Genomic DNA, 20,278 nt, shown 5'->3' with positions numbered 1-20,278 from the left:
GTTCAGTGGCCGATGAGGGCCTGTTCGTGCGCGATTGTAGCCCTCCTCAGGGTAGAATGGGGTGAGATTGTTGTTGTCCACCCAGTTGAGGAGCCGTTTGCGCCTGTGGCACACGAGAACGAGTTGAACGCAAGTGATGTGGTGATCGGCGAGGGTGAGTCCCCGATCCTGGAGGCAGCGACGGAGCACGCGTACGGCGCGAGCGAGATCACGGTCCTCGAGGGCCTGGAAGCCGTGCGGAAGCGGCCTGGGATGTACATCGGCTCGACGGGTCCGCGGGGGCTCCACCACCTCGTGTACGAAGTGGTGGACAACTCCGTCGATGAGGCACTGGCCGGGTACTGCGACCACATCGAGGTCACCCTGCAGGCCGACGGCGGCGTGAAGGTCGTGGACAACGGCCGCGGGATCCCCGTGGACATGCACCCTACGGAGGGTCGTCCGACCGTCGAGGTCGTCATGACCATCCTGCACGCCGGCGGGAAGTTCGGCGGCGGCGGCTACGCCGTCTCCGGTGGTCTGCACGGCGTCGGCATCTCCGTGGTCAATGCGCTGTCGAAGCGCGTCGAGACCGAGGTTCGGCGCCAGGGACACGTCTGGCGCCAGACCTTCGCGGACGGTGGGAAGCCCGTCGGCGAGCTGCGCAAGGGCGAGGAGACGAACGAGACGGGGACCACGCAGACGTTCTACCCGGATGCTTCGATCTTCGAGACGACCGAGTTCGACTTCGAAACCCTCCGGGCGCGCTTCCAGCAGATGGCCTTCCTCAACAAGGGCCTCCGTATCACCCTCACGGACGAGCACGCCGACGAGGTCGAGGACGAGGTCACCGCCGAGACCGGCGAGGACGCCACGCCGAAGCACCGCGAGGTCCAGTACCTGTACGAGAACGGCCTGCTCGACTACGTGCAGCACCTGAACTCGTCGAAGCGCGTCGAGGTGGTCCATCCCGATGTGATCGCGTTCGACACGGAGACCGCTGACCGCACCATGTCCGTGGAGATCGCTCTCCAGTGGACCTCGGCGTATTCCGAGAGCGTCCACACGTACGCCAACACGATCAACACGCACGAGGGCGGGACGCACGAAGAGGGCTTCCGTGCTGCCATGACCACCCTGATCAACCGGTACGCGCGCGAGAAGAACATCATCAAGGAGAAGGACGACAACCTCACGGGTGACGACATCCGCGAGGGCCTGACGGCTGTCATCTCCGTCAAGCTCTCCGAGCCCCAGTTCGAGGGCCAGACCAAGACCAAGCTCGGGAACTCCGAGGTGAAGGGGTTCGTCCAGCGCGTGGTCACGGATCAGCTCGGGGACTGGCTGGAGCGCAACCCCGGCCCGGCCCGTGACGTCATCCGCAAGTCGATCCAGGCTTCCCAGGCACGGCTCGCTGCCCGGAAGGCACGGGAGTCCACACGGCGGAAGGGGCTCCTCGAGTCCGGCGGTATGCCGGGCAAGCTCAAGGACTGCCAGTCCAAGGACCCGTCGCGGTCCGAGATCTACATCGTGGAGGGTGACTCGGCAGGCGGTTCCGCGGTCCGGGGGCGCAATCCCGAGACCCAGGCCATCCTGCCGTTGCGCGGGAAGATCCTCAACGTCGAGCGTGCGCGCCTCGACAGGGCGCTCGGCAACAGTGAGGTCCAGGCGATGATCACCGCGTTCGGCGCCGGTATCGGTGAGGACTTCGATGTCGCGAAGGCCAGATACCACAAGATCGTGCTCATGGCCGATGCCGATGTCGACGGGCAGCACATCACCACCCTGCTCCTCACCCTGCTCTTCCGCTACATGCGCCCGCTGATCGAGAACGGGTTCGTCTACCTCGCGCAGCCGCCCCTGTACCGGATCAAATGGTCCAACGCGAAGCACGACTACGTCTTCAGCGACCGGGAGCGCGACGAGGTCATCAAGATGGGCCTGGCGCGGAACCAGCGTCTCCCGAAGGACAACGGGATCCAGCGGTACAAGGGTCTCGGCGAGATGGACTACACAGAACTGTGGGACACCACCATGGATCCTGATCACCGGACGCTGCTGCAGGTGACCATGGACGACGCCGCCGCAGCCGACCAGGTGTTCTCGGTGCTCATGGGCGAGGACGTCGAATCGCGACGCAACTTCATCCAGCAGAACGCCAAGGACGTGCGTTTCCTCGATATCTGACGGGTCGCACCGGCGTTCTGCCGGCGCAACGACCTTCGCTCGTTCCTCGCGAAGATCACAGCGCCTCCACGGAACGCCGGGCCACCCTCGCTCGGATTCGCCAGTACTGCGGGTAAAACATGACGAACGGAACTGATTCATGAGTGACGACATCACCGGCAACGGACCGGACGAGCCCATCGAGGGTGAGGTCCTGACGGACCGCGTGGAGCAGGTCGACCTGCAGACGGAGATGCAGCGGTCCTACCTGGACTACGCCATGGCCGTCATCGTCGGCCGGGCCCTGCCCGACGTCCGGGACGGACTCAAGCCCGTCCACCGTCGCGTGCTCTACGCGATGTTCGACGGTGGCTACCGGCCGGACCGTTCGTTCAACAAGTGTGCCCGCGTGGTCGGTGAGGTCATGGGGCAGTACCACCCCCATGGCGACTCCGCGATCTACGACGCCCTCGTCCGGCTCATCCAGGACTGGACCATGCGGTATCCGTTGGCGCTCGGGCAGGGCAACTTCGGTTCGCCGGGCAACGACGGCGCCGCCGCGCCGCGGTACACCGAGACGAAGATGGCGCCGCTCGCCATGGAGATGGTCCGCGACATCGACGAGGAGACCGTCGACTTCCAGGACAACTACGACGGCAAGAACCAGGAACCGACGATCCTCCCGTCACGGTTCCCGAACCTGCTCGTCAACGGGTCTTCGGGGATCGCCGTCGGCATGGCCACCAACATCCCGCCGCACAACCTGCGCGAGGTCGCGGATGGCGTGCAGTGGTATCTGGAGAACCCCGAGGCATCGAAGGAGGAACTGCTCGAAGCGCTGATCGCCCGGATCAAGGGCCCCGATTTCCCGACCGGTGCGCAGATCCTCGGTCACAAGGGCATCGAGGACGCCTACCGGACCGGCCGCGGCTCCATCACGATGCGCGCCGTCGTCAATGTCGAGGAGATCCAGAACCGCACCTGCCTCGTCGTCACGGAACTTCCCTACCAGGCCAACCCGGACAATCTCGCCATCAAGATCGCCGAGCTGGTCAAGGACGGCAAGGTCAGCGGGATCGCGGACCTGCGGGACGAGACGTCGGGCCGTACGGGGCAGCGCCTCGTGATCGTGCTCAAGCGCGACGCCGTGGCGAAGGTGGTCCTGAACAACCTCTACAAGCACACGCAGCTGCAGGACAACTTCAGCGCCAACATGCTGGCCATCGTCGATGATGTGCCGCGCACGCTGAGCCTCGACGCCTTCATCCGGCACTGGGTGACGCACCAGCTCGAGGTCATCGTCCGTCGCACGCGGTACAGGCTGCGCAAGGCCGAGGAGGAGGCGCACATCCTCCGCGGGCTGCTCAAGGCACTCGATGCGCTGGACGAGGTCATCGCCTTGATCCGTGCGTCGTCGACCACCGAGGAGGCCAGGGACGGACTCATGGGTCTGCTCTCGATCGACGAGCTCCAGGCCACGGCGATCCTGAACATGCAGCTCCGCCGCCTCGCGGCCCTGGAACGGCAGAAGATCCAGGACCGCCATGCGGAACTCGAACAGATGATCACCGAGTTCAACCGGATCCTCGCCTCCGAGGACGTCCAGCGCGGGATCGTCAGCACCGAGCTGTCGGAGATCGTCGCCAAGTTCGGTGACGACCGCCGCACGGAGATCCTCATGGGCTATGACGGTGACATGAGCATGGAGGACCTGATCCCCGAGGAGGAGATGGTCGTCACCATCACCCGCGGTGGATACGTCAAGCGCACGCGCAGCGACAACTACCGTCAGCAGGCGCGCGGCGGCAAGGGGATCAGGGGAGCCCAGCTGCGAGGTGACGACGTCGTCGAGCACTTCTTCGTCACCACGACGCACCACTGGCTCCTGTTCTTCACCAACCTCGGCCGCGTCTACCGCGCCAAGGCGTACGAACTGGTCGAGGCCGCGCGGGATGCCAAGGGTCAGCACGTGGCGAACCTCCTGGCCTTCCAGCCCGACGAGACGATCGCGCAGGTGCTGGACCTCCGGGACTACCAGCAGTCGCCCTACCTGGTGCTGGCCACCAAGCGCGGACTCGTCAAGAAGACGCGGCTCGAGGACTACGACACCAACCGGACGGCCGGCGTGATCGCCATCAACCTCCGGGACAACGACGAACTCGTCTCGGCGCAGCTCGTCTCCGGGGACGATGACATCATGCTGGTTTCCCGCAAGGGTCAGTCGCTGCGGTTCACGGCGGACGACGACGCCCTGCGGCCCATGGGACGTGCCACCTCCGGAGTGACCGGCATGAAGTTCCGCGATGACGACGACCTGCTCGCAGCCAACGTCGTGAGCGACGACTCCTTCGTGTTCATCGTGACCGAGGGAGGATTCGCCAAGCGGACGAAGGTCGAGGACTACCGCGTGCAGGGCCGCGGAGGCCTCGGGATCAAGGTCGCCAAGCTGGCCGAGGAGCGCGGTGACCTCGTCGGTGCCCTCGTCGTCCAGGAGGAGGACGAGGTCCTCGTGGTCATGGGTGGCGGCAAGGTGGTGCGTTCGGCCGTGGCGGGTGTTCCCGCGAAGGGCCGCGACACCATGGGGGTCATCTTTGCGAAGCCGGACAAGACCGACCGCATCATCGCCGTCGCGAGGAACAGTGAGCGGAGCGTCGCGGTGGAGGAAGGGTTGGTCGACTATCCGTCCGAGGCGAGTCCCGATGTCGACGTGATCGATACGGTGACGCCCCAGGAGGAACCTGCGCAGTTCACAGCCGATGAAGTACGGTTGTCGACAGAGGAAACGGCTGAGCCTGACGCTGAGTCGCCCGAACACGGAGGTAGCGAGTGAGCTCGGCCAACACCAACCCGCGCTCGTCGAGCGGACAAGTCCGCACGTCCGGGGCGCCGCCACGGGTGAACGCCCCGGCGCGTCCGACACAGCGTCCAGCCTCCGCAGGCAGCCAGCAGAGCAGGCCGCCGCAGCGTCCCGGGTTGGTCAGGCCGGCCCCGAAGGCCAAGGCCCGCAAGGCTCGGCTCCTCGTCAGCAAGGTGGATCCCTGGTCCGTCCTCAAGATGTCCTTCCTGCTCTCGGTCGCGCTCGGTATCGTCACCGTCGTGGCGTCCTTCGTGATCTGGACCGTCCTCGACCTGACCGGGATCTTCGACGGCGTGAACGAGTTGCTGCGTGAGATCGCCGGCTCGGAGAGCGGTGGGTTCGATCTGCGGCAGTTCGCTTCGCTACCCCAGGTGCTGTCCTTCGCGACCATCATCGCGGTGGTGAACGTGGTGCTCCTGACGGCACTCGCCATGCTCTCGGCCGTGCTCTACAACATCTCCTCGACGCTGGTCGGTGGCATCGGTGTGACCCTGACCGACGACTGAAGTACCGGCCTCTTCGGACCCCCGGGTGCGATTTGAAGAATGCCGAGACACTACTGTAAAGTCGTATCTCGGCCCGAAGAGGTATCGGGGCGTATAGCTCAGGCGGTTAGAGCGCTTCGCTGATAACGAAGAGGTCCCAGGTTCAAGTCCTGGTACGCCCACGGATCCACCACTCGCAGGGAACTGCAAGGAGATTGTCGTGAAGAAGGTGCTGATCGCAGCAGCAGCTGCAGCCGGTCTTCTCGTGTACAAGCGCTGGCAGGATTCGGAGAAGAGCAAGAGTGTCTGGAGCAACGCGACGGACGATGTGATGTAGAACCGCCGGAGGGCGCGACCGTAGAGGTCCACACTCCGATTCGGGGGCATGGCGCAATTGGTAGCGCACCTGCTTTGCAAGCAGGGGGTTCGGGGTTCGAGTCCCCGTGCCTCCACCGAAGGAAAGTCCCGGTCCATGACCGGGACTTTCTGCGTGGAGGGGTCAGGAGCGACGGAGCATGCGGTCATCGGAGCACGTCCGGTGCCATAGTGTTGCCGGGTGATCATCTTCCTCTCGATCCTGGGCGTGATCGGTGTGTCCGCATCCGGCCCGATCATGGCCGCTACGGCGGCGCCCGTCCTCGCCATCGCGTTCTGGCGGAACCTGATCGGCGCGGTCCTCATGGGTGGCCCTGCTGCCGTCTCGAAGCGGGCGGAGTTCGCCGCACTGCGGGGTCCCGACGTGCGTCGGCTCACGATCGCAGCTGTCGCCCTCGCTCTCCACTTCGTCTGCTTCATCTCCGCCCTCAAGCTCACCTCGGTAGCGGCCGCCACCGCCCTCGTGTGCCTGCAGGTCGCGTGGATAGCCCTGTTCAACGCCCTGCTCGGCTCCCGGCCGCAGGGCGCCGTCGTCGCCGGGCTGGGCGTCGCATTCCTCGGCGTCGTGATCATCACCGGCTTCGATCTCTCCCTGTCTCGGGACGCCCTGCTGGGTGACCTCCTGGCGCTGGCAGGAGGAGCACTCGCAGCCGTCTACCAGATGGCCGGCGCAGCAGCCCGGAAGACCATGTCCACGGGAACCTACACCAGCCTCTGCTACGGTGCCTGCGCCGTGATCCTCCTGGTCCTGTGCGCAGTCACGGCGCAGCCGGTCACAGGGTTCAGTCCAGGTGCGTGGGCGGGAATCCTGGGGGTGACCCTCATGGCGCAGATCATGGGTCACTCGGTCTTCAACCACTTGCTGGCCGTGATGAGTCCCCTGGTCGTCTCCATGATCATCCTGCTCGAGATTCCCGGTGCCGCCTTCCTCGCCGCTGTATTCCTGGACGAGAAACTACCCGCAGGGACGTATGGCGGGCTCGTCCTGATCCTCGTGGGGTTGGCGGTGGTCATCAGAGGTCAGCAACGACGCCGGGGGCGTCGTCCGGTCTCCGGATCGACCATCGAGACGCAGCCTCCCGCACTCGGCGGTGATTAGTGTCCGACCTATTTATGTCCAAGAAGGAATGTAACGGAAGGGCACGAAAAAGCCCCCGGGTCTGACCGGGGGCTTCTGCGTGGTGGGGTCTGGATCAGGCCTTGGGCTCATCCGTCGACTTCGCCGCATGCTTGGCAGACTCGGTGACGTCCTTCGCCTTGTCGGCGACCTTCTCGGCGGCTGCTGCCGTGCCGGTCGTCGCCTTCGCCGTCGCGTCCGAGCTCGCGGCACGGTCAGCGGCTTCCTTGATGGTCGCGACGACCTCCTTGGCCTCCTGCGACTTCTGGCTGGAGACGGGAGCGGGAGTTGCCTTGATCGGAGCAGGTGTCTTCCATGGATCCTCGACCGGCTTGGACGCGCGCCACGCGGCTACTCCGGCCACGACGGCGGCTGCGAGGATGCCGAAGATGAGCCAGCCCTTACCCGACCTGCGGGACTGGTTCTTCCTGAGCTCCTTCGATGCCTGGAGAGTGGCGGCCGCGAGTCGCTTCTGGGCCTTCTTCACCGCCTTCTTGTCGCCGGTCACCTTGGTGACGGCCTTTTCCACGACGGGGGGCACGGAAGCGGCCGCGAGGGACCGGGAGGCTGTATCCGCAGCCTCACCGAGACGGTGGGAGAGGGCCGGCAGGTAGCCGTCGACGACCTTCTCCTTCGCCGAGGTGAGTGCAGGGGCTGCCTTGTCCAGCGTTCCCTGAATCTTCGGCGTGGTGTCGTCGATGACCTGCGTGATGCGTGGTCCGACCTTGTCGAGTCCGTCCTGGATCTTCGGGGTCACCACGGCGATGCCGCCCGAGATCCCCTCCGCGGCCTTACGGTAGGTGTCCTGAAGAGCGGGACCAGCGGTCTCCACACCCTTCTCCCAGCGGGGCTTCGCCCAGTCGTAGGCGTGGGCGACGTGGGGAGTGGCCCAGTCGCGGGCGGCCGCTACTCCCGCAGCGACATTCTCCTCGAGCTCGTGGGTGACGCGTTCGTTCTTCTTCACAAAAACCTCCAGGGGATGGTTACTCGTTTTCCTCAGCCTACGTTGCGTGGCGCGGCGGATGCCATCCACGGGCTCGGCACGGGCCGGTTTGACCGCGCGTTTCACTGTGCGCGGAATGCGTCTCCCCCAGCTTATTGTCAGTACCCGCGTGGAAGAATGACGAGATGACTGCAATTCCGACCGCAAAAGCGACCATCCACACCAACCAGGGCGACATCGAGGTGAACCTCTTCGGCAACCATGCTCCGAAGACGGTGAAGAACTTCGTCGGTCTCGCCACGGGCGAGATCGCCTGGACCCACCCCCAGACGGGTGAGGAGTCGAACTCGCCCCTGTACAGCGGCACCATCTTCCACCGCATCATCAAGGACTTCATGATCCAGGGTGGGGATCCCCTCGGCCAGGGGATCGGTGGGCCGGGCTACAAGTTCGACGACGAGATCAACCCCGACCTCTCCTTCACCGAGCCGTACAAGCTGGCCATGGCCAATGCCGGCCTGCAGGGCGGTCGTGGAACCAACGGATCCCAGTTCTTCATCACCTCGGTCCCCACCACCTGGCTCCAGGGCAAGCACACCATCTTCGGTGACGTCACGGACGAGGAATCCCGCAAGGTCGTCGACAAGCTGAACTCGATCCCGACCGACATGAGGGACAAGCCCCTCGACGACGTCGTCATCGAGAGCATCACCGTGGAACAGCTCTAACCGGATGTCCTACGGAGTCCCCGCGCCCGACGCCGGCAGCCAGCAGGCGCCGGTGTGTCCCCGCCATCCTGATCGCATCAGCTACGTGCGGTGCCAGCGGTGCGGACGACCGGCGTGCGCCGATTGCCAGAGGCCTGCACCCGTAGGCTTCCAGTGCGTCGACTGCATCCGCGAACAGGCAGCCAATGCTCCTGTCCGCAGGAATGCTTTCGGAGGCATCGCGCGCGGGGGCTCACCCATCGTGACCTATACCCTGATCGGTGTCTGCCTGGTGGTCTTCCTCTTCCAGCTCGTCGTTCCTGGCGTCACCCGGGTCTTCTCCTACGCGCCGATCTACACCGCGGGGGCCGGCGGGATCATTCCCGCGGAACCCTGGCGCATGGTGACCACGGCATTCCTCCACTCGCCGTCCTCCCTCCTGCACATCGCCTTCAACATGTACGCGCTGTACATCCTCGGGAAGGTGCTCGAGCCATCGATGGGGCGGGCGAGGTTCCTTGCGCTCTACCTCGTCTCGGCCGTCGGCGGTTCCGTCGGGGTCCTGCTGCTCAGCAATGTCCAGCAGTCGGTGGTCGGGGCCTCCGGGGCCGTCTTCGGTCTCTTCGGGGCCCTGTTCATCGTCCAGCGCAAGCGCGGCGGTGACGTACGCCAGATCGTCGTCCTGGTCGCCCTCAACGGCGTCCTGGGTTTCGTGGTGCCCGGCATCGCCTGGCAGGCACACCTGGGCGGGCTCCTCACGGGCGCTGCCTGTGCCGCTGTCATCGCCTATGCCCCGAAGGGCGCCCGGCAGGCGGGGCTCCAATGGGCAGGCCTGGCGGGTGTCGTGGTACTCCTGGGCGTCCTGACCTTTGTAGGGGTCACGCTTCTTCCCGTGTGAGGACAGCAGGACGAGGAAGGGCCGATGCTGCAGCATCGGCCCTTCCTCGTTGTCCACAGGACTTGTCCACAGCGGGGATAACTTACACACATGTAATTCCACAGCTGTGGATAAGCGTGGCCCGGATTTCCGGGCTCTTCCATGAATCATCAACAATTCTGTGCACACCTGTGGATAACGTCATGCACACCGTGTGTACAGCCGCCGGAGATCTCGGACGGCAGGTCAGCTGTGGGTGGAGCAGACAGGATCTGCCCCTCGTCGACGGGGGAGGGCCAGGGAACAGCGGCGATCGCGATCGCCCCCTGACGCAGCATCGCCGCGAACCCGGGTCCGCGGCGATGCTGCTCTGCCCGATGATCGCGGGCCATTGCTCCTCCTGGGTATCAGCGCCACCTGGTGGTCATCAGGAACCCGATGATCGCGATGCCGAACCCGACCAGGATGTTCAACGAACCCCAGGCCTCCACGGGCAGGGTGGACTCGGAGATGTAGAACGTGATGATCCAGAGCAGGCCGACGATCATCAGGCCGAACATGACGTACTTGTACCAGGCCGGATTCGGCTTGGGCTGCGAGGACTTCGCGGCAGGCGCCGTGGTGCTGGCTCTCTTGCGGGGCTTCGACTCGGGCACGGCTTCTCCTCGACGGGGCGCAGCCGCGGATCAGCTGCACCGATGGTCTCGCTGGCCGCCCGAAGGTGCCGGGCCCCGCAGGATACCCTGAGGGAGAAGCGACACCCGGCGGCCCGGTTCTCCGACGATTCTAGCCAAGAACCGTGGCCGATCAGTGCATCCCGAGCGGCAGGAGCGGCAGTGGCCAGGTCTACGCTCGACGCCGCTCCCGTGGCCCGTACCGATCGCGGATCCGTGCGCCGTCGTCGTTCGCCCGTGCAGCTGGTCGTTCAGATCGTCGGTGAGCTGCTCATCACGGCCGGGCTGGTGCTGCTGCTGTTCGTCGCCTGGGAGGTGTGGTGGACGAACATCGACGCGGACATCAAACAGGACCAGGCGCTCGAGGAGTTCTTCTCGGAGGTCCCGGTCCCGCCGGCATCGAGCGGACCTGCCCCGTCGACCGGCTCCGTGCCTCCGACCGGTGAGGACTTCGGGGAGCCCGCCGTGCTCGAACCGGACGCCCTCACGGGGACGTTCGGCGTGGCCTACATCCCCCGCTTCGGGGAGGACTATTCACGCCCCATCACCGCGGGCGTGGGGACGGATGTGCTCGACAACCTGGGATTGGGCCACTACCCGGGAACCGCCGCTCCCGGCCAGGTGGGTAACATCGCCCTTGCCGGGCATCGTCAGACGCACGGTCAGGTGCTCGACCAGATCCACACCCTCGTCCCCGGGGACCGCATCTACCTGCAGACCCGTGCCGGGTACTACACCTACGTGTTCCGCAACACCGAGATCGTCCTCCCGGACCAGGTCGACGTGATCGCCCCCGTACCGACGGAGCCGGGCGCCGAGCCGGTGGACCGGATCCTCACGCTGACCAGCTGCAATCCGCGTTTCGGGGCGCAGGAGCGTATCATTGCCTACTCGGTGATGGAGTCCTGGCGTCCGACGGAGGCAGGTCCCCCGCCCGAGATCGCGGAGCAGGTCACCCGCACCGCAGGACGTGGATAGGGCTCATGTACGGACTGATCTTCCGGGCACTCCCCGGCCCGCTGTGGATGCGCATCCTGCTGTCGGTGATCCTCGTGGTGGCGGCTGTCGCCGCACTCATGGTCTTCGTCTTCCCCTGGTTCTCGCAGTTCAACCCGCTCACGGATTCAACGATTGGTTCCCCGTAACTCATGGCTGACACCACCCGCATCCTCGTCGTCGACAACTACGACAGCTTCGTCTACACGCTGGTCGGCTACCTGCAGGAACTGGGCGCCGAGACCACCGTGGTCAGGAACGACGACGTCACCCTGGCGGAAGCCGAGGACATGGCGGTCTCACGTGATGGCGTGCTCATCTCGCCGGGCCCCGGCACGCCGTCCGAGGCGGGCGTCTGCGTTGACCTCATCCGCTGGTGCGGCGAGCAGGCGAAGCCGATGCTCGGCGTCTGCCTGGGCCATCAGGCACTCGCGGAGGCGTACGGAGGCCGGGTCACCCATGCGCCCGAGCTCATGCACGGGAAGACGTCGCTGGTCGAGCACGACGGTACGAGCGTGTTCCGCGGCCTGCCGTCGCCGGTCACGGCTACGAGGTACCACTCCCTCGCCGCCGTCAGTGACGACGTCCCGGCGGACCTCGCCGTTACGGCCCGGACCGCCAGCGGCATCATCATGGGCCTCGAGCACCGGACAGCGCCCCTGACGGGTGTGCAGTTCCACCCCGAGTCCGTCCTCACGGAGGGGGGCTACCAGATGCTGGGAACCTGGCTGGAGTCCCTCGGTCTCGAGGGCGCGGCCACCCGGGCCGCAGGGCTCAGTCCACTCATCGCCCGTTAGGGGCGCAGCGGTCTAGGTGCCGTCCTCCGTGGGGCGGGTCTCGGATCCGCCGTCGTCCGGCCCCTCCGTGGGTTGCCCGCTGGGCTGATCCGTCGGAGTGGGACGCGGTTCCGTCGGTTCCGTCGGTTCCGCCGTCGGGGCGGGGGGCGCCGTGGCGACGGTCAGGATGATCTCCGTCCCCTGGTCCACCTGCGACCGGGCCTCGGCGGACTGCTCCGTGACGATGCCCGGCGCCACCACGCTGTTCTCGGCCTCACGGACGGTGAACGGCAGCTGGACAGCCGGATCCGCCAGAAGGGCCTCCGCCTGCTGCACGGTCAGGTCGGTGAGGAGCGGCACCACCACCTTGCCGTTGGAGAGCACCAGGTCCACGGCACTACCTGCCGGTACCATCTGTCCGGCCTGCGGACTTGTGGTGAGGACCCGGCCCTGCGCGACCTCCGCGCTCGTCTCCTCCGTCACAGTGCCACCCCGCAGGCCGAGCTCCTCGAGCTGGTCACGGGCGGAGGCTTCGGTCAGTCCGGCGAGCGAGTCGGGTACCGCGATGTTCGCGGGTCCCTGGGAGACCGTGATGTTCACGCGTGACTCCGGATCCACGGAGGCGCCCCCGGACGGATCGGACGAGATCACGGTGCCGGCCTCCACCGTGGCGTTGTACTGCTCGTCCGAGGAGGGCACCAGCCCGGCATCGACGATGGCGTCCGTCGCGTCCTCCTCCGTCATCCCGACGAGATCGGGCACGACGACGGTGGTGGCAGTCGGTTCTGTGCGATTCTCCGAGATCGTGGTGAGCAGGGCGTAACCGCCGGCGAGCACCAGCAGCACGGCGACGAAGAATACGGTGAACCACGCGGCCCGGGAGGACCGACGTCGGCGGTCCCCGTGGCGGTCGGGGTCGTTCCCCCGGTCCAGGACGTCGAAGTGATCGTCCTCGGAGTCCTCCACGGTCGCGGTGCGGTCGGGAAGGCCGCGCTCGGCGGGAATGCGGTGCAGGGTCCGGGTCCGCGGGTCGGGGGTGGCCGCCGATGCGCCCGCGAGCGACGCTGCGCCGGGACCGGCGGCGGTCGCCGTTCGTCGGGTGACGTCGAGGGCTTCGGTCCGCAGGGTGCCGGTCGCCGCGAGGACGATCCCCCGGCCGGCATCCAGCAAGGCCCTGCGGAAGGCGGCGGCATCCTGGAACCGGTCCTCCCGGTTCTTCTGCAGTGCCTTCGCCAGGACGGAGTCGAGGGCAGGCGTGAGAGCGGGGTTGAAACTGCTCGCCGCGGGTGCCTCCTCACGGACGTGCTGGTACGCCACGGAGACCGGACTGTCACCGACGAACGGTGGCCGTCCCGTGAGCATCTCGAAGAGCAGGCACCCCGCCGAGTACAGGTCGCTCCGCGTGTCGACGATCTCCCCGCGAGCCTGTTCGGGTGAGAGGTACTGGGCGGTCCCGAGGACCGCCTGGGTCTGCGTCATGGTGGCCTGGGAATCAGCCATCGCACGGGCGATCCCGAAGTCCATGACCTTCACGTCGCCATCGGGCGTGATCATGACGTTGGCCGGCTTGATGTCGCGATGCACGATGCCGGCCCTATGGCTGTACTGCAGTGCGCCGAGCACACCGGCGAGATACGTGATGCTGTCCTCGGGCGTGAGGTCGCCGGCCTTCACATGGTCACGGAGGGTCCGGCCCTGCACGTACTCCATGACGATGAACGGCACTCGGACCTCGTGCTGCGGTCGGTCCGGGATCTCCTCCTCGCCGGTGTCGTACACCCCGACGATGCTCGGGTTGTTCAACCCGGCGACCGCCTGCGCCTCCCGACGGAACCGCGACTGGAACAGCGGATCCCGCGCGAGGTCCTTGCGGAGCACCTTGATCGCGACGGACCGCCCGAGCCGCAGGTCGCGGCCGAGGTGGACGTCGGCCATGCCGCCGCGGCCGATCAGCTCGAGCACCTCGTAGCGCCCGTTCAGGATCCGGTGATCGGTCATGAGCCGCCGTCCTCCCGGCGACGGTCCGCGGAACAGGTCATGATCCCGAGGCCGCCGTCTCCGTCGGAGCCGGCGTCGAGGTGGCCGGCGCCGGTGTCGTCGGAGCGGGTTCCGGCGCGGCCGGGGGGCCGTCCGAGACCACGTAGTCGACCTGCGTACCCGGATCGAGGGCGGCTCCCGCGCCCGGATCCAGGCGGAGCACGGTACCCGCCGGCTGCTGCGATTCCTCGCTGCCGACGTTGACGGGCCTCAGCCCGAGCTCGACGAGGATGCTCTCGACCTCCGCGGAAGGACGACCCTGCAGGCCACCGGGGACAGTCACCTGTTCGACCGGCTCAGGACCTCGGGAGACGGTCAGGGTGATGTCCGTCCCGGGTCGCTGGAGACCACTGGGGTTGATGGCGATGACGGTACCGGGGTCCTGGTCGGCGAATTCCTCCTCGACATTGACGCCGAATCCGAGAGCGATGAGGCGCTGTGTGGCGTCCTGCTGGGATCGTCCGAGGAACTCGCTCGGCGAGATGGTCACCGCTTCGTCGGCCTCGGCCGTACTGGGAGAAGGGGACGCAGAGGTGGTGCTCGGTGTCGCCGACGGGGACCTGCTCGGCGTCCGCGCGGGCGTGGCGCTCGCCGACGTACTGGTGGTCTCGGCGGGGACGTTCTCGGCATCGTCCCCGGCCAGGATGGGCTGCAGGACGAGGAACGCGATCGCTGCAAGGGCGAGCAGCAGCAGGACGATGAGCGGGATCAGCCAGGGGCTGCGCCGGTTCTCCTCCTCGCGGTAGGCCGGGACGGGGTCGACGACGTCCGGGTCCTCCTCCGACCAGTCCTTCGACGCCGCGAGCGCTGCGGCTGTGCCGGCAGCGGCGGGGGCGGCGACGGTGGGCAGGGCCGAGGTCGTGGGCGGCGGGACCGCCGTCGTCGCCCGGGTGTCCTGCCGCGGTACCGCGGCGGTCGGGGTGTCCGTGCCGGCCGCGAAGGCGAGCATGCCGGGTACGGCCGTCTCGGCGGCCCGGACGTCACCGGACCGGATGGCGTCCACGGCGCGCGCCAGCGATTCGGCATCACGCGGCCGGTCGGCGGGATCCTTGGCGAGCATCGAACCGATCAGGGCACGTACGGGCCGCGGGATCGATTCGGGCAGGGGCGGCGGGGCGTCGTTGACCTGCGCGAGGGCGATCGCGATCTGCGACTCGCCGGAGAACGGCCGGCGCCCGGCCAGCAGCTCGTAGCCGATGACGCCGAGCGCGTAGATGTCGGACGACCCCGTGGCCGGCTGTCCCGTGGCCTGCTCGGGAGCGAGGTACTGCGCCGTGCCCATGACCTGGCCGGTCGCGGTCAGAGGGACCTGGTCCGCCAGGCGGGCGATGCCGAAGTCGGTGATCTTCACCCGGCCGTCGGGCATGACGAGGATGTTCCCGGGCTTCACATCGCGGTGGACGAGGCCCTGGCGGTGGGCGACGGCGAGGGCCAGGGCGGTCTGCCCCACGATGGAGAGTGTCCGGTCCGGTGAGAGCACCTGCTCCTTCTCGATGACCGCGGACAGTGGCTGCCCGGGGACGAGCTCCATGACGAGGTAGGCCGACCCGCCCTCCTCGCCGTAGTCGAAGACGTTCGCGATCCCCTCGTGGTTCAGCAGCGCCGTATGGCGTGCTTCGGCGCGGAAGCGGTTGAGGAAGGCGGGATCCCCGGAGTACTCCTCCTTGAGGATCTTGATGGCGACGACGCGGCCGAGGATCTGGTCGCGCGCCTTCCAGACCTCGCCCATGCCGCCGATGGCGATGCGATCGGTCAGCTCGAACCTGCCGCCCAGGGTGATTCCTGTGGTGGGCCTCATCTGTTCAACACCGCCTCTATGAGTCTCTTGGCACTGGGTGAGGTCAATTGCTGACCAGTGGGGATGTCCACGTTCTCCATCACGATCGATATGGCCACCTGCGGATCGTCCGCGGGAGCGAAGCCTGTGAACCATGCGTTGTCCCCGACGTCGGAGAACTCTGCCGTTCCTGTCTTGCCGGCGACGGCGACACCGGGGACCTGGGCCCCGGTCGCGGTGCCGTTGTCCACGACGTTGACCATCCAGTCGGTGAGCTGGTCCGCCGTCTCCTGGCTGACCGACTGCTGCATGAGCTCCGGTTGCGGGGACTCGATGAGCTCGAGGTCCGCCGCGCGGATGGACTTCACGAGCTGCGGCTTCATGAGTTGGCCGTCGTTCGCGATGGCTGCCGCGACCATGGCCATCTGCAGGGGCGTCACACGCGTGTCGAACTGTCCGACGGCGGACTGCGCGAGTTCCGGTTCGGAGAGGTCCGACGGGAAGCTGCTCGCCACCACGTCGGTCGGGATGGCGAACGTCTCGCCGAAGCCGAACCGAGCAGCCTGTTCCTGGATGGCCTCCTCGCCGAGATCCAGGGCGATCTGCGCGAACGCCGTGTTGCAGGACTGCTCGAGTGCGAACTCCAGGTCCGCCGTCGGCCTGCTCGCACAACCACCAGCGACGAAGTTCGGCAGGGAGTACTCGATGCCCGGGAACTCGAGGGCGGGCGGATTCGGGATCTGGGACTCCGCGTCGTAGCGGCCCGATTCCAGGGCAGCTGCGGCGTCGATCAGCTTGAACACCGAACCGGGAGACACGAGGGACTGCGTTGCAGGATTGGTGTAGAAGGACAGTCCGGGCTGTTCGGACAGTGCCGCGGCGTTCTCCGCGATGACGCCCGTGTCGTGACCGGCGAGCAGGTTCGGGTCGTACGTCGGCTTGGAGGCCATGGCGAGGATGTTGCCGGTCGACGGTTCGAGGACCACGATCGACCCACGTTGGCCCTCGGGGATGAGATCGAAGGCGAGCCGCTGGAGCTCGGGGTCGATCGTCAGCTCCACGTTCGCGCCCTGGGCATCCACACCGGAGAACAGGCGCACCACGCGGTCGTAGAAGAGGGAGTTGTCCGTCCCGGAGAGGATCTCGGTCTCCGCCAGTTCGAGCTGCGACGACCCGAGCGAGAGCGAGTAGTAGCCCGTGAGGTGTGCGTACAGATCCGGTTCGTTGTACACGCGCTGATAATTGAACTGGTCGTTGGACGGGACGGACTCCGCGATCGCCCGACCGTCCACCAGGAGGGCGCCGCGCTGGCGGCCGAACTCCTGGTAGAGCTGGCGGCTGTTCCACGGATTTTCCGTCAGATCCTCGGCCTGGAAGAACTGCACGAAGGTCAGGGACCCGAGCACGAGGGCGAACATGCCGATCGCCACGACCCATGCACTGCGGATGGCCTGGTTCATCGGGTGGTCTCCTTCGCCGACTTCTTGGGCTTGCCGCTGACACCGAGCGCCTCGGGGAACGAGTCCTTCATCGGAGCGCTGGGTGCGGGCCGGCGTGCTGTCTCGGAGATGAGCAGGATCAGCGCCACGATCAGCCAGTTCGCCAGCAGCGAGGAACCACCCGCGGACATGAAGGGCGTCGTGAGCCCGGTGAGGGGGATCAGTCGCGTGATGCCGCCGATCACGACGAAGCACTGCAGGGCGATCGTGAAGGACAGGCCGCAGGCAAGCAGTTTGCCGAATCCGTCCTTGGTGCCGAGGGCGGCGCGGATGCCACGTGAGACGAGCACCACGTAGAGCATGACGATCGCGACCACGCCGATCAGCCCGAGCTCCTCGCCGAGAGCCGCGATGATCATGTCGCTGTTGGCATATGTCACCAGGTCCGGGCGTCCTGCCCCCAGTCCGGTGCCGATCAGTCCGCCGTTCGCGAGGCCGAACAAGCCCTGCACCACCTGGGCGCTGCCGCCGGGAGCCCGGTCGTAGACCTCGGGTGCGAAGGCGTTGATCCAGGAGTCGAAGCGGAGGGCCACATGGCTGAAGAGTTCGAGGGCGACGAAGACTCCGACGCCGATCATCGCCAGGCCGATGAGTACCCAGCTGACGCGGCTCGTGGCGACGTAGATCATCACCATGAAGAGTCCGAAGAAGAGGATCGAGGAACCGAGGTCGCGCTGGAAGATCAGCACGCCGATGCTCACGAGCCAGGCGGCCGCCATGGGGGCCAGGTCGCGGAAGCGGGGCAGCTGGAGGGGCCCGATCTTCTTGCCGGCCAGCAGGATCAGATCACGATTGGTCGAGAGGTACCCGGCGAAGAAGATGGCGAGGGTGATCTTCGCGATCTCACCCGGCTGGAACGTCCCAAATCCGACGGAGATCCAGATCCGCGCACCGTTGATCTCGAGGCCGAGCGGGGTCAGCGGCAGCAGCAGCAGGATGGCACTGACGATCAGGGAGATGTAGGTGAACCTGCGCAGGATCCTGTGGTCGCGCAGGACGATCAGCAGGATCGCTGCCGAGCCCATCGCCACGGCGGTCCAGAGCACCTGCTGCGGTGCAACCTGGACGAAGTCGGGGTTCACCTGCGCGGCCGAGAGATCGAGGCGATGGATCATCGCCAGGCCCACCCCGTTGAGGGCGACGACGATGGGAAGGATCACCGGATCGGCATACTTCGCCTTGACTCGCAGGATCAGGTGGATGAACAGGCTCATGACGCCCAGCGTGATGGCCTGCGACCAGAAATAGTCACCGAGCGGTTCCTCGCGCCCGATACCCGCGAGGTAGTTCGCGCCGACGGCGACCGCGAGGGCCAGGAGCAGCAGGAAGAGCTCGACGGTCCGCCGGGACCTCGGGACGGTCAGGACATCACTCATTGGCTGCACCTCCGCAGTCGACGGGGGCCGGAGCCGCGCCCGCGGAGGCGCCGGGGGAAGGGGTCGCGGCAGTGCTCGGGGACGTACTCGGGGACGCGCCCGCGCTGCCGCCCGCGGTTGCGGTGGCGGAGGGAACCGGCGACGCACCCTGGGAACGCGGCCCGGAGGACGGCGAGGCCGTCGCCGTGGGCCGCGGACCAGCAGGTTCGGACGGCGTCGTGGCTGCCGATCCCGACGGGGAGGGGACGGGCGCCGATCCCGACGGGGAGGGGGCCGGGGTCGAGGGCGATGCCGTACCTGTGCCGGCGGGATCGCAGGACACGGCGCGAAGTTCTCCGCGGAGATCGCCGATGATCCGCTGGGCCTCCTCGAGGCCCGCGGCCGGAAGGGTGTTGGCGACCTGGGACCGCTGGTACTCGGGGAGGTTCGAGACCGGGATGTCCGTCGTCTCGTAGAGCGTGCTGAGGCTGATGGGACCGATCCGCTGGGGGACGCCGGTGAAGATGGCCACGCGGTTGTCCGCCTCGGCGACGTAGTACCGCGTCTGCGTCCAGGTGTAGCCGAGGCCGAGGACCGCGACGAGGATCAGGGTCATCAGGGACAGGAAGGCCGGGACGAGCCAGCGCCGCTTCCGTACCGGCTGCTCGTCCTCGTCCTCCTCCACGGCGGCACCTCCGGCACCGTGGGTCAGCATCATCGCGGCCCGGCGTTCGGTGGACCGCTGCGTCACGATCGGGATCTGGCCGGTCTCGGTCGCCAGGGCCGCTGACCCGACGAGGACGTGCGGCCTCGTGAGGAGGTCCTGGCGGATGACGTCGGCCCGGATGGCCGTTCCCGGCAGGTCTCCCTGCGCGTCGATCGCGCGCGAGGCAGCAGCGGAGGAGCCGTCCCGCTCGCCCGCTGCCTGGCGTGCGGGCGGGATGGAGGTGGGCGGCGCGACGTCGCCGTCCGCCTCTGCCACCTCGATGACGGCAATGGTGATGTTGTCCGGGGAGCCACCCGCGAGGGTGAGTTCGACCAGCGTGTCGACGCAGTCGCGGAGGTCGGTGGTCTCCCGCATCACCTGCTCGACGACGCGATCCGAGAGGACGGCGTTCAGCCCGTCCGAGCAGAGCAGCCACCGCTCGCCGGGCTCGGCGTCGAACGAGTGGAGGTCCAGTTCCGGGCTCGCATCGACGTCACCGAGGACCCGCATCAGCACGTTCTTGTGCGGATGGACATCGGCTTCCTCGGGCCTGAGGCGGCCCTCGTCGATCAGCCGCTGGACGAAGGTATGGTCCGTGGTGATCTGCTCGAAGACGCCGTTCTTCAGGCGGTAGGCGCGGGAGTCACCGATGTGCGCCAGGTTCAGCGTGCGGTCCTCGAGGAGGACGGCCGTCACCGTGGTGCCCATGCCGGCCAGCTGTGGATTGGTCGCCACGAGTTCGGAGAGCAGCGAGTTCGCGGTCTGGATCTCGTCCGCGAGGTGCGTCCCGGCGTCGCCGTCGTGGCTGCCGTGATCGAGGTGGACGAGATCCAGGACGGTGGACGCGGACGCGACGTTGCCACCTGCATGCCCGCCCATGCCGTCGGCGACGACGGCGAGGTAGCGGCCCGCGTAGGCCGAATCATCGTTCTTCGCCCGCACCATGCCCACG

Annotated in this window: 17 protein-coding genes and 2 tRNA genes; 12 read left to right on the top strand and 7 right to left on the bottom strand. The window is 67.1% G+C overall.

Annotation, left to right across the window (positions count from 1 at the left end; genetic code table 11):
• The first annotated feature begins 138 nt into the window (after positions 1-138).
• From gyrB to ASF21_RS02125, 7 genes are all read left to right on the top strand, one after another.
• Positions 139-2,166 carry a DNA topoisomerase (ATP-hydrolyzing) subunit B gene (gyrB, locus tag ASF21_RS02150; RefSeq protein ID WP_414826612.1) on the top strand — a complete coding sequence of 676 codons (2,028 nt, stop codon included), beginning with the start codon at positions 139-141 and terminating at the stop codon, positions 2,164-2,166.
• Positions 2,167-2,305: 139 nt separating this feature from the next.
• Positions 2,306-4,975: a DNA gyrase subunit A gene (gene gyrA, locus ASF21_RS02145; protein WP_055766157.1), complete on the top strand. Its 2,670-nt coding sequence runs from the start codon at positions 2,306-2,308 to the stop codon at positions 4,973-4,975.
• Entirely contained in the window at positions 4,972-5,508 is a 537-nt protein-coding gene (locus ASF21_RS02140) for a DUF3566 domain-containing protein (RefSeq protein ID WP_055766154.1), read from the top strand. Before gyrA ends, ASF21_RS02140 begins: the two co-directional genes overlap by 4 nt.
• An 87-nt stretch (positions 5,509-5,595) precedes the next feature.
• Positions 5,596-5,669, top strand: a tRNA-Ile gene (locus ASF21_RS02135).
• A gap of 38 nt (positions 5,670-5,707) precedes the next feature.
• On the top strand, positions 5,708-5,824 hold the full coding sequence (locus ASF21_RS17225; protein ID WP_235498625.1) for a DLW-39 family protein: 117 nt from the start codon (positions 5,708-5,710) through the stop codon (positions 5,822-5,824).
• Between the two features lie 42 nt (positions 5,825-5,866).
• A tRNA-Ala gene (locus tag ASF21_RS02130) sits at positions 5,867-5,939 on the top strand.
• A 104-nt stretch (positions 5,940-6,043) separates the two neighbouring features.
• Entirely contained in the window at positions 6,044-6,961 is a 918-nt protein-coding gene (locus ASF21_RS02125; RefSeq protein ID WP_055766151.1) for a DMT family transporter, read from the top strand.
• Positions 6,962-7,055: 94 nt separating this feature from the next.
• Here ASF21_RS02125 and ASF21_RS02120 read toward each other — a convergent pair whose 3' ends face one another.
• Positions 7,056-7,943 carry a hypothetical protein gene (locus ASF21_RS02120; RefSeq protein ID WP_055766148.1) on the bottom strand — a complete coding sequence of 296 codons (888 nt, stop codon included), beginning with the start codon at positions 7,941-7,943 and terminating at the stop codon, positions 7,056-7,058.
• A gap of 164 nt (positions 7,944-8,107) precedes the next feature.
• Here ASF21_RS02120 and ASF21_RS02115 point away from each other — a divergent pair, with 164 nt between their 5' ends.
• Both ASF21_RS02115 and ASF21_RS02110 read left to right on the top strand, forming a co-directional pair.
• Entirely contained in the window at positions 8,108-8,650 is a 543-nt protein-coding gene (locus ASF21_RS02115; RefSeq protein ID WP_055766145.1) for a peptidylprolyl isomerase, read from the top strand.
• 241 nt (positions 8,651-8,891) lie between these two features.
• Complete coding sequence (locus ASF21_RS02110; protein WP_055766142.1) at positions 8,892-9,527, top strand: rhomboid family intramembrane serine protease; 636 nt, start codon at positions 8,892-8,894, stop codon at positions 9,525-9,527.
• 386 nt (positions 9,528-9,913) lie between these two features.
• Here ASF21_RS02110 and ASF21_RS02105 read toward each other — a convergent pair whose 3' ends face one another.
• Positions 9,914-10,162 (bottom strand): cell division protein CrgA, encoded by a 249-nt coding sequence (locus ASF21_RS02105; RefSeq protein ID WP_055766139.1) that lies wholly within the window; start codon positions 10,160-10,162, stop codon positions 9,914-9,916.
• A 180-nt stretch (positions 10,163-10,342) separates the two neighbouring features.
• On the opposite strand from ASF21_RS02105, the gene ASF21_RS02100 reads away from it, so the two are divergent.
• From ASF21_RS02100 to ASF21_RS02095, 3 genes are read left to right on the top strand one after another with little or no spacing between them, the layout of a single operon-like run.
• Entirely contained in the window at positions 10,343-11,158 is an 816-nt protein-coding gene (locus ASF21_RS02100) for a class E sortase (RefSeq protein WP_055766136.1), read from the top strand.
• Between the two features lie 5 nt (positions 11,159-11,163).
• The gene (locus ASF21_RS17100) at positions 11,164-11,325 is read left to right on the top strand and encodes a hypothetical protein (protein WP_200914763.1); all 162 of its coding nucleotides are present in this window, start codon (positions 11,164-11,166) and stop codon (positions 11,323-11,325) included.
• Positions 11,326-11,328: 3 nt separating this feature from the next.
• Positions 11,329-11,973 carry an anthranilate synthase component II gene (locus ASF21_RS02095; protein ID WP_055766131.1) on the top strand — a complete coding sequence of 215 codons (645 nt, stop codon included), beginning with the start codon at positions 11,329-11,331 and terminating at the stop codon, positions 11,971-11,973.
• 12 nt (positions 11,974-11,985) lie between these two features.
• Here the strand turns inward: ASF21_RS02095 and pknB are convergent, their stop codons facing one another.
• Genes pknB through ASF21_RS02070 form a run of 5 tightly spaced genes read right to left on the bottom strand, consistent with a single transcriptional unit; the run spans position 11,986 to position 20,271 of the window.
• Positions 11,986-13,950 carry a Stk1 family PASTA domain-containing Ser/Thr kinase gene (gene pknB, locus ASF21_RS02090; protein WP_055766128.1) on the bottom strand — a complete coding sequence of 655 codons (1,965 nt, stop codon included), beginning with the start codon at positions 13,948-13,950 and terminating at the stop codon, positions 11,986-11,988.
• A gap of 37 nt (positions 13,951-13,987) precedes the next feature.
• Positions 13,988-15,787: a protein kinase domain-containing protein gene (locus ASF21_RS02085; protein WP_055766125.1), complete on the bottom strand. Its 1,800-nt coding sequence runs from the start codon at positions 15,785-15,787 to the stop codon at positions 13,988-13,990.
• Positions 15,784-17,226 (bottom strand): peptidoglycan D,D-transpeptidase FtsI family protein, encoded by a 1,443-nt coding sequence (locus tag ASF21_RS02080; protein ID WP_055766122.1) that lies wholly within the window; start codon positions 17,224-17,226, stop codon positions 15,784-15,786. The genes ASF21_RS02085 and ASF21_RS02080 overlap by 4 nt, the downstream gene beginning before the upstream one ends.
• A complete protein-coding gene (locus ASF21_RS02075) occupies positions 17,223-18,641 on the bottom strand; it encodes an FtsW/RodA/SpoVE family cell cycle protein (protein WP_055766119.1) in 1,419 nt (472 codons plus the stop codon). Before ASF21_RS02075 ends, ASF21_RS02080 begins: the two co-directional genes overlap by 4 nt.
• Positions 18,634-20,271: a PP2C family protein-serine/threonine phosphatase gene (locus ASF21_RS02070; protein WP_082471321.1), complete on the bottom strand. Its 1,638-nt coding sequence runs from the start codon at positions 20,269-20,271 to the stop codon at positions 18,634-18,636. Before ASF21_RS02070 ends, ASF21_RS02075 begins: the two co-directional genes overlap by 8 nt.
• Positions 20,272-20,278 lie beyond the last annotated feature (7 nt).

It is taken from the genome of Arthrobacter sp. Leaf234, from assembly GCF_001422665.1.
In the GTDB taxonomy this organism is placed as follows: domain Bacteria; phylum Actinomycetota; class Actinomycetes; order Actinomycetales; family Micrococcaceae; genus Arthrobacter_D.
This window is presented reverse-complemented; position numbering and strand designations above follow the sequence as displayed.

What these genes read in the sequence shown, in the direction of transcription:
- ASF21_RS02115 (WP_055766145.1), top strand. Translation starts at nt 8,108, where the DNA reads ATGACTGCAATTCCGACCGCAAAAGCGACCATCCACACCAACCAGGGC.
- gyrA (WP_055766157.1), top strand. Translation starts at nt 2,306, where the DNA reads ATGAGTGACGACATCACCGGCAACGGACCGGACGAGCCCATCGAGGGT.
- ASF21_RS02085 (WP_055766125.1), bottom strand. Translation starts at nt 15,787, where the DNA reads ATGAGGCCCACCACAGGAATCACCCTGGGCGGCAGGTTCGAGCTGACC.
- ASF21_RS02070 (WP_082471321.1), bottom strand. Translation starts at nt 20,271, where the DNA reads ATGGTGCGGGCGAAGAACGATGATTCGGCCTACGCGGGCCGCTACCTC.
- ASF21_RS02075 (WP_055766119.1), bottom strand. Translation starts at nt 18,641, where the DNA reads ATGAGTGATGTCCTGACCGTCCCGAGGTCCCGGCGGACCGTCGAGCTC.
- ASF21_RS02080 (WP_055766122.1), bottom strand. Translation starts at nt 17,226, where the DNA reads ATGAACCAGGCCATCCGCAGTGCATGGGTCGTGGCGATCGGCATGTTC.
- ASF21_RS17100 (WP_200914763.1), top strand. Translation starts at nt 11,164, where the DNA reads ATGTACGGACTGATCTTCCGGGCACTCCCCGGCCCGCTGTGGATGCGC.
- ASF21_RS02095 (WP_055766131.1), top strand. Translation starts at nt 11,329, where the DNA reads ATGGCTGACACCACCCGCATCCTCGTCGTCGACAACTACGACAGCTTC.
- pknB (WP_055766128.1), bottom strand. Translation starts at nt 13,950, where the DNA reads ATGACCGATCACCGGATCCTGAACGGGCGCTACGAGGTGCTCGAGCTG.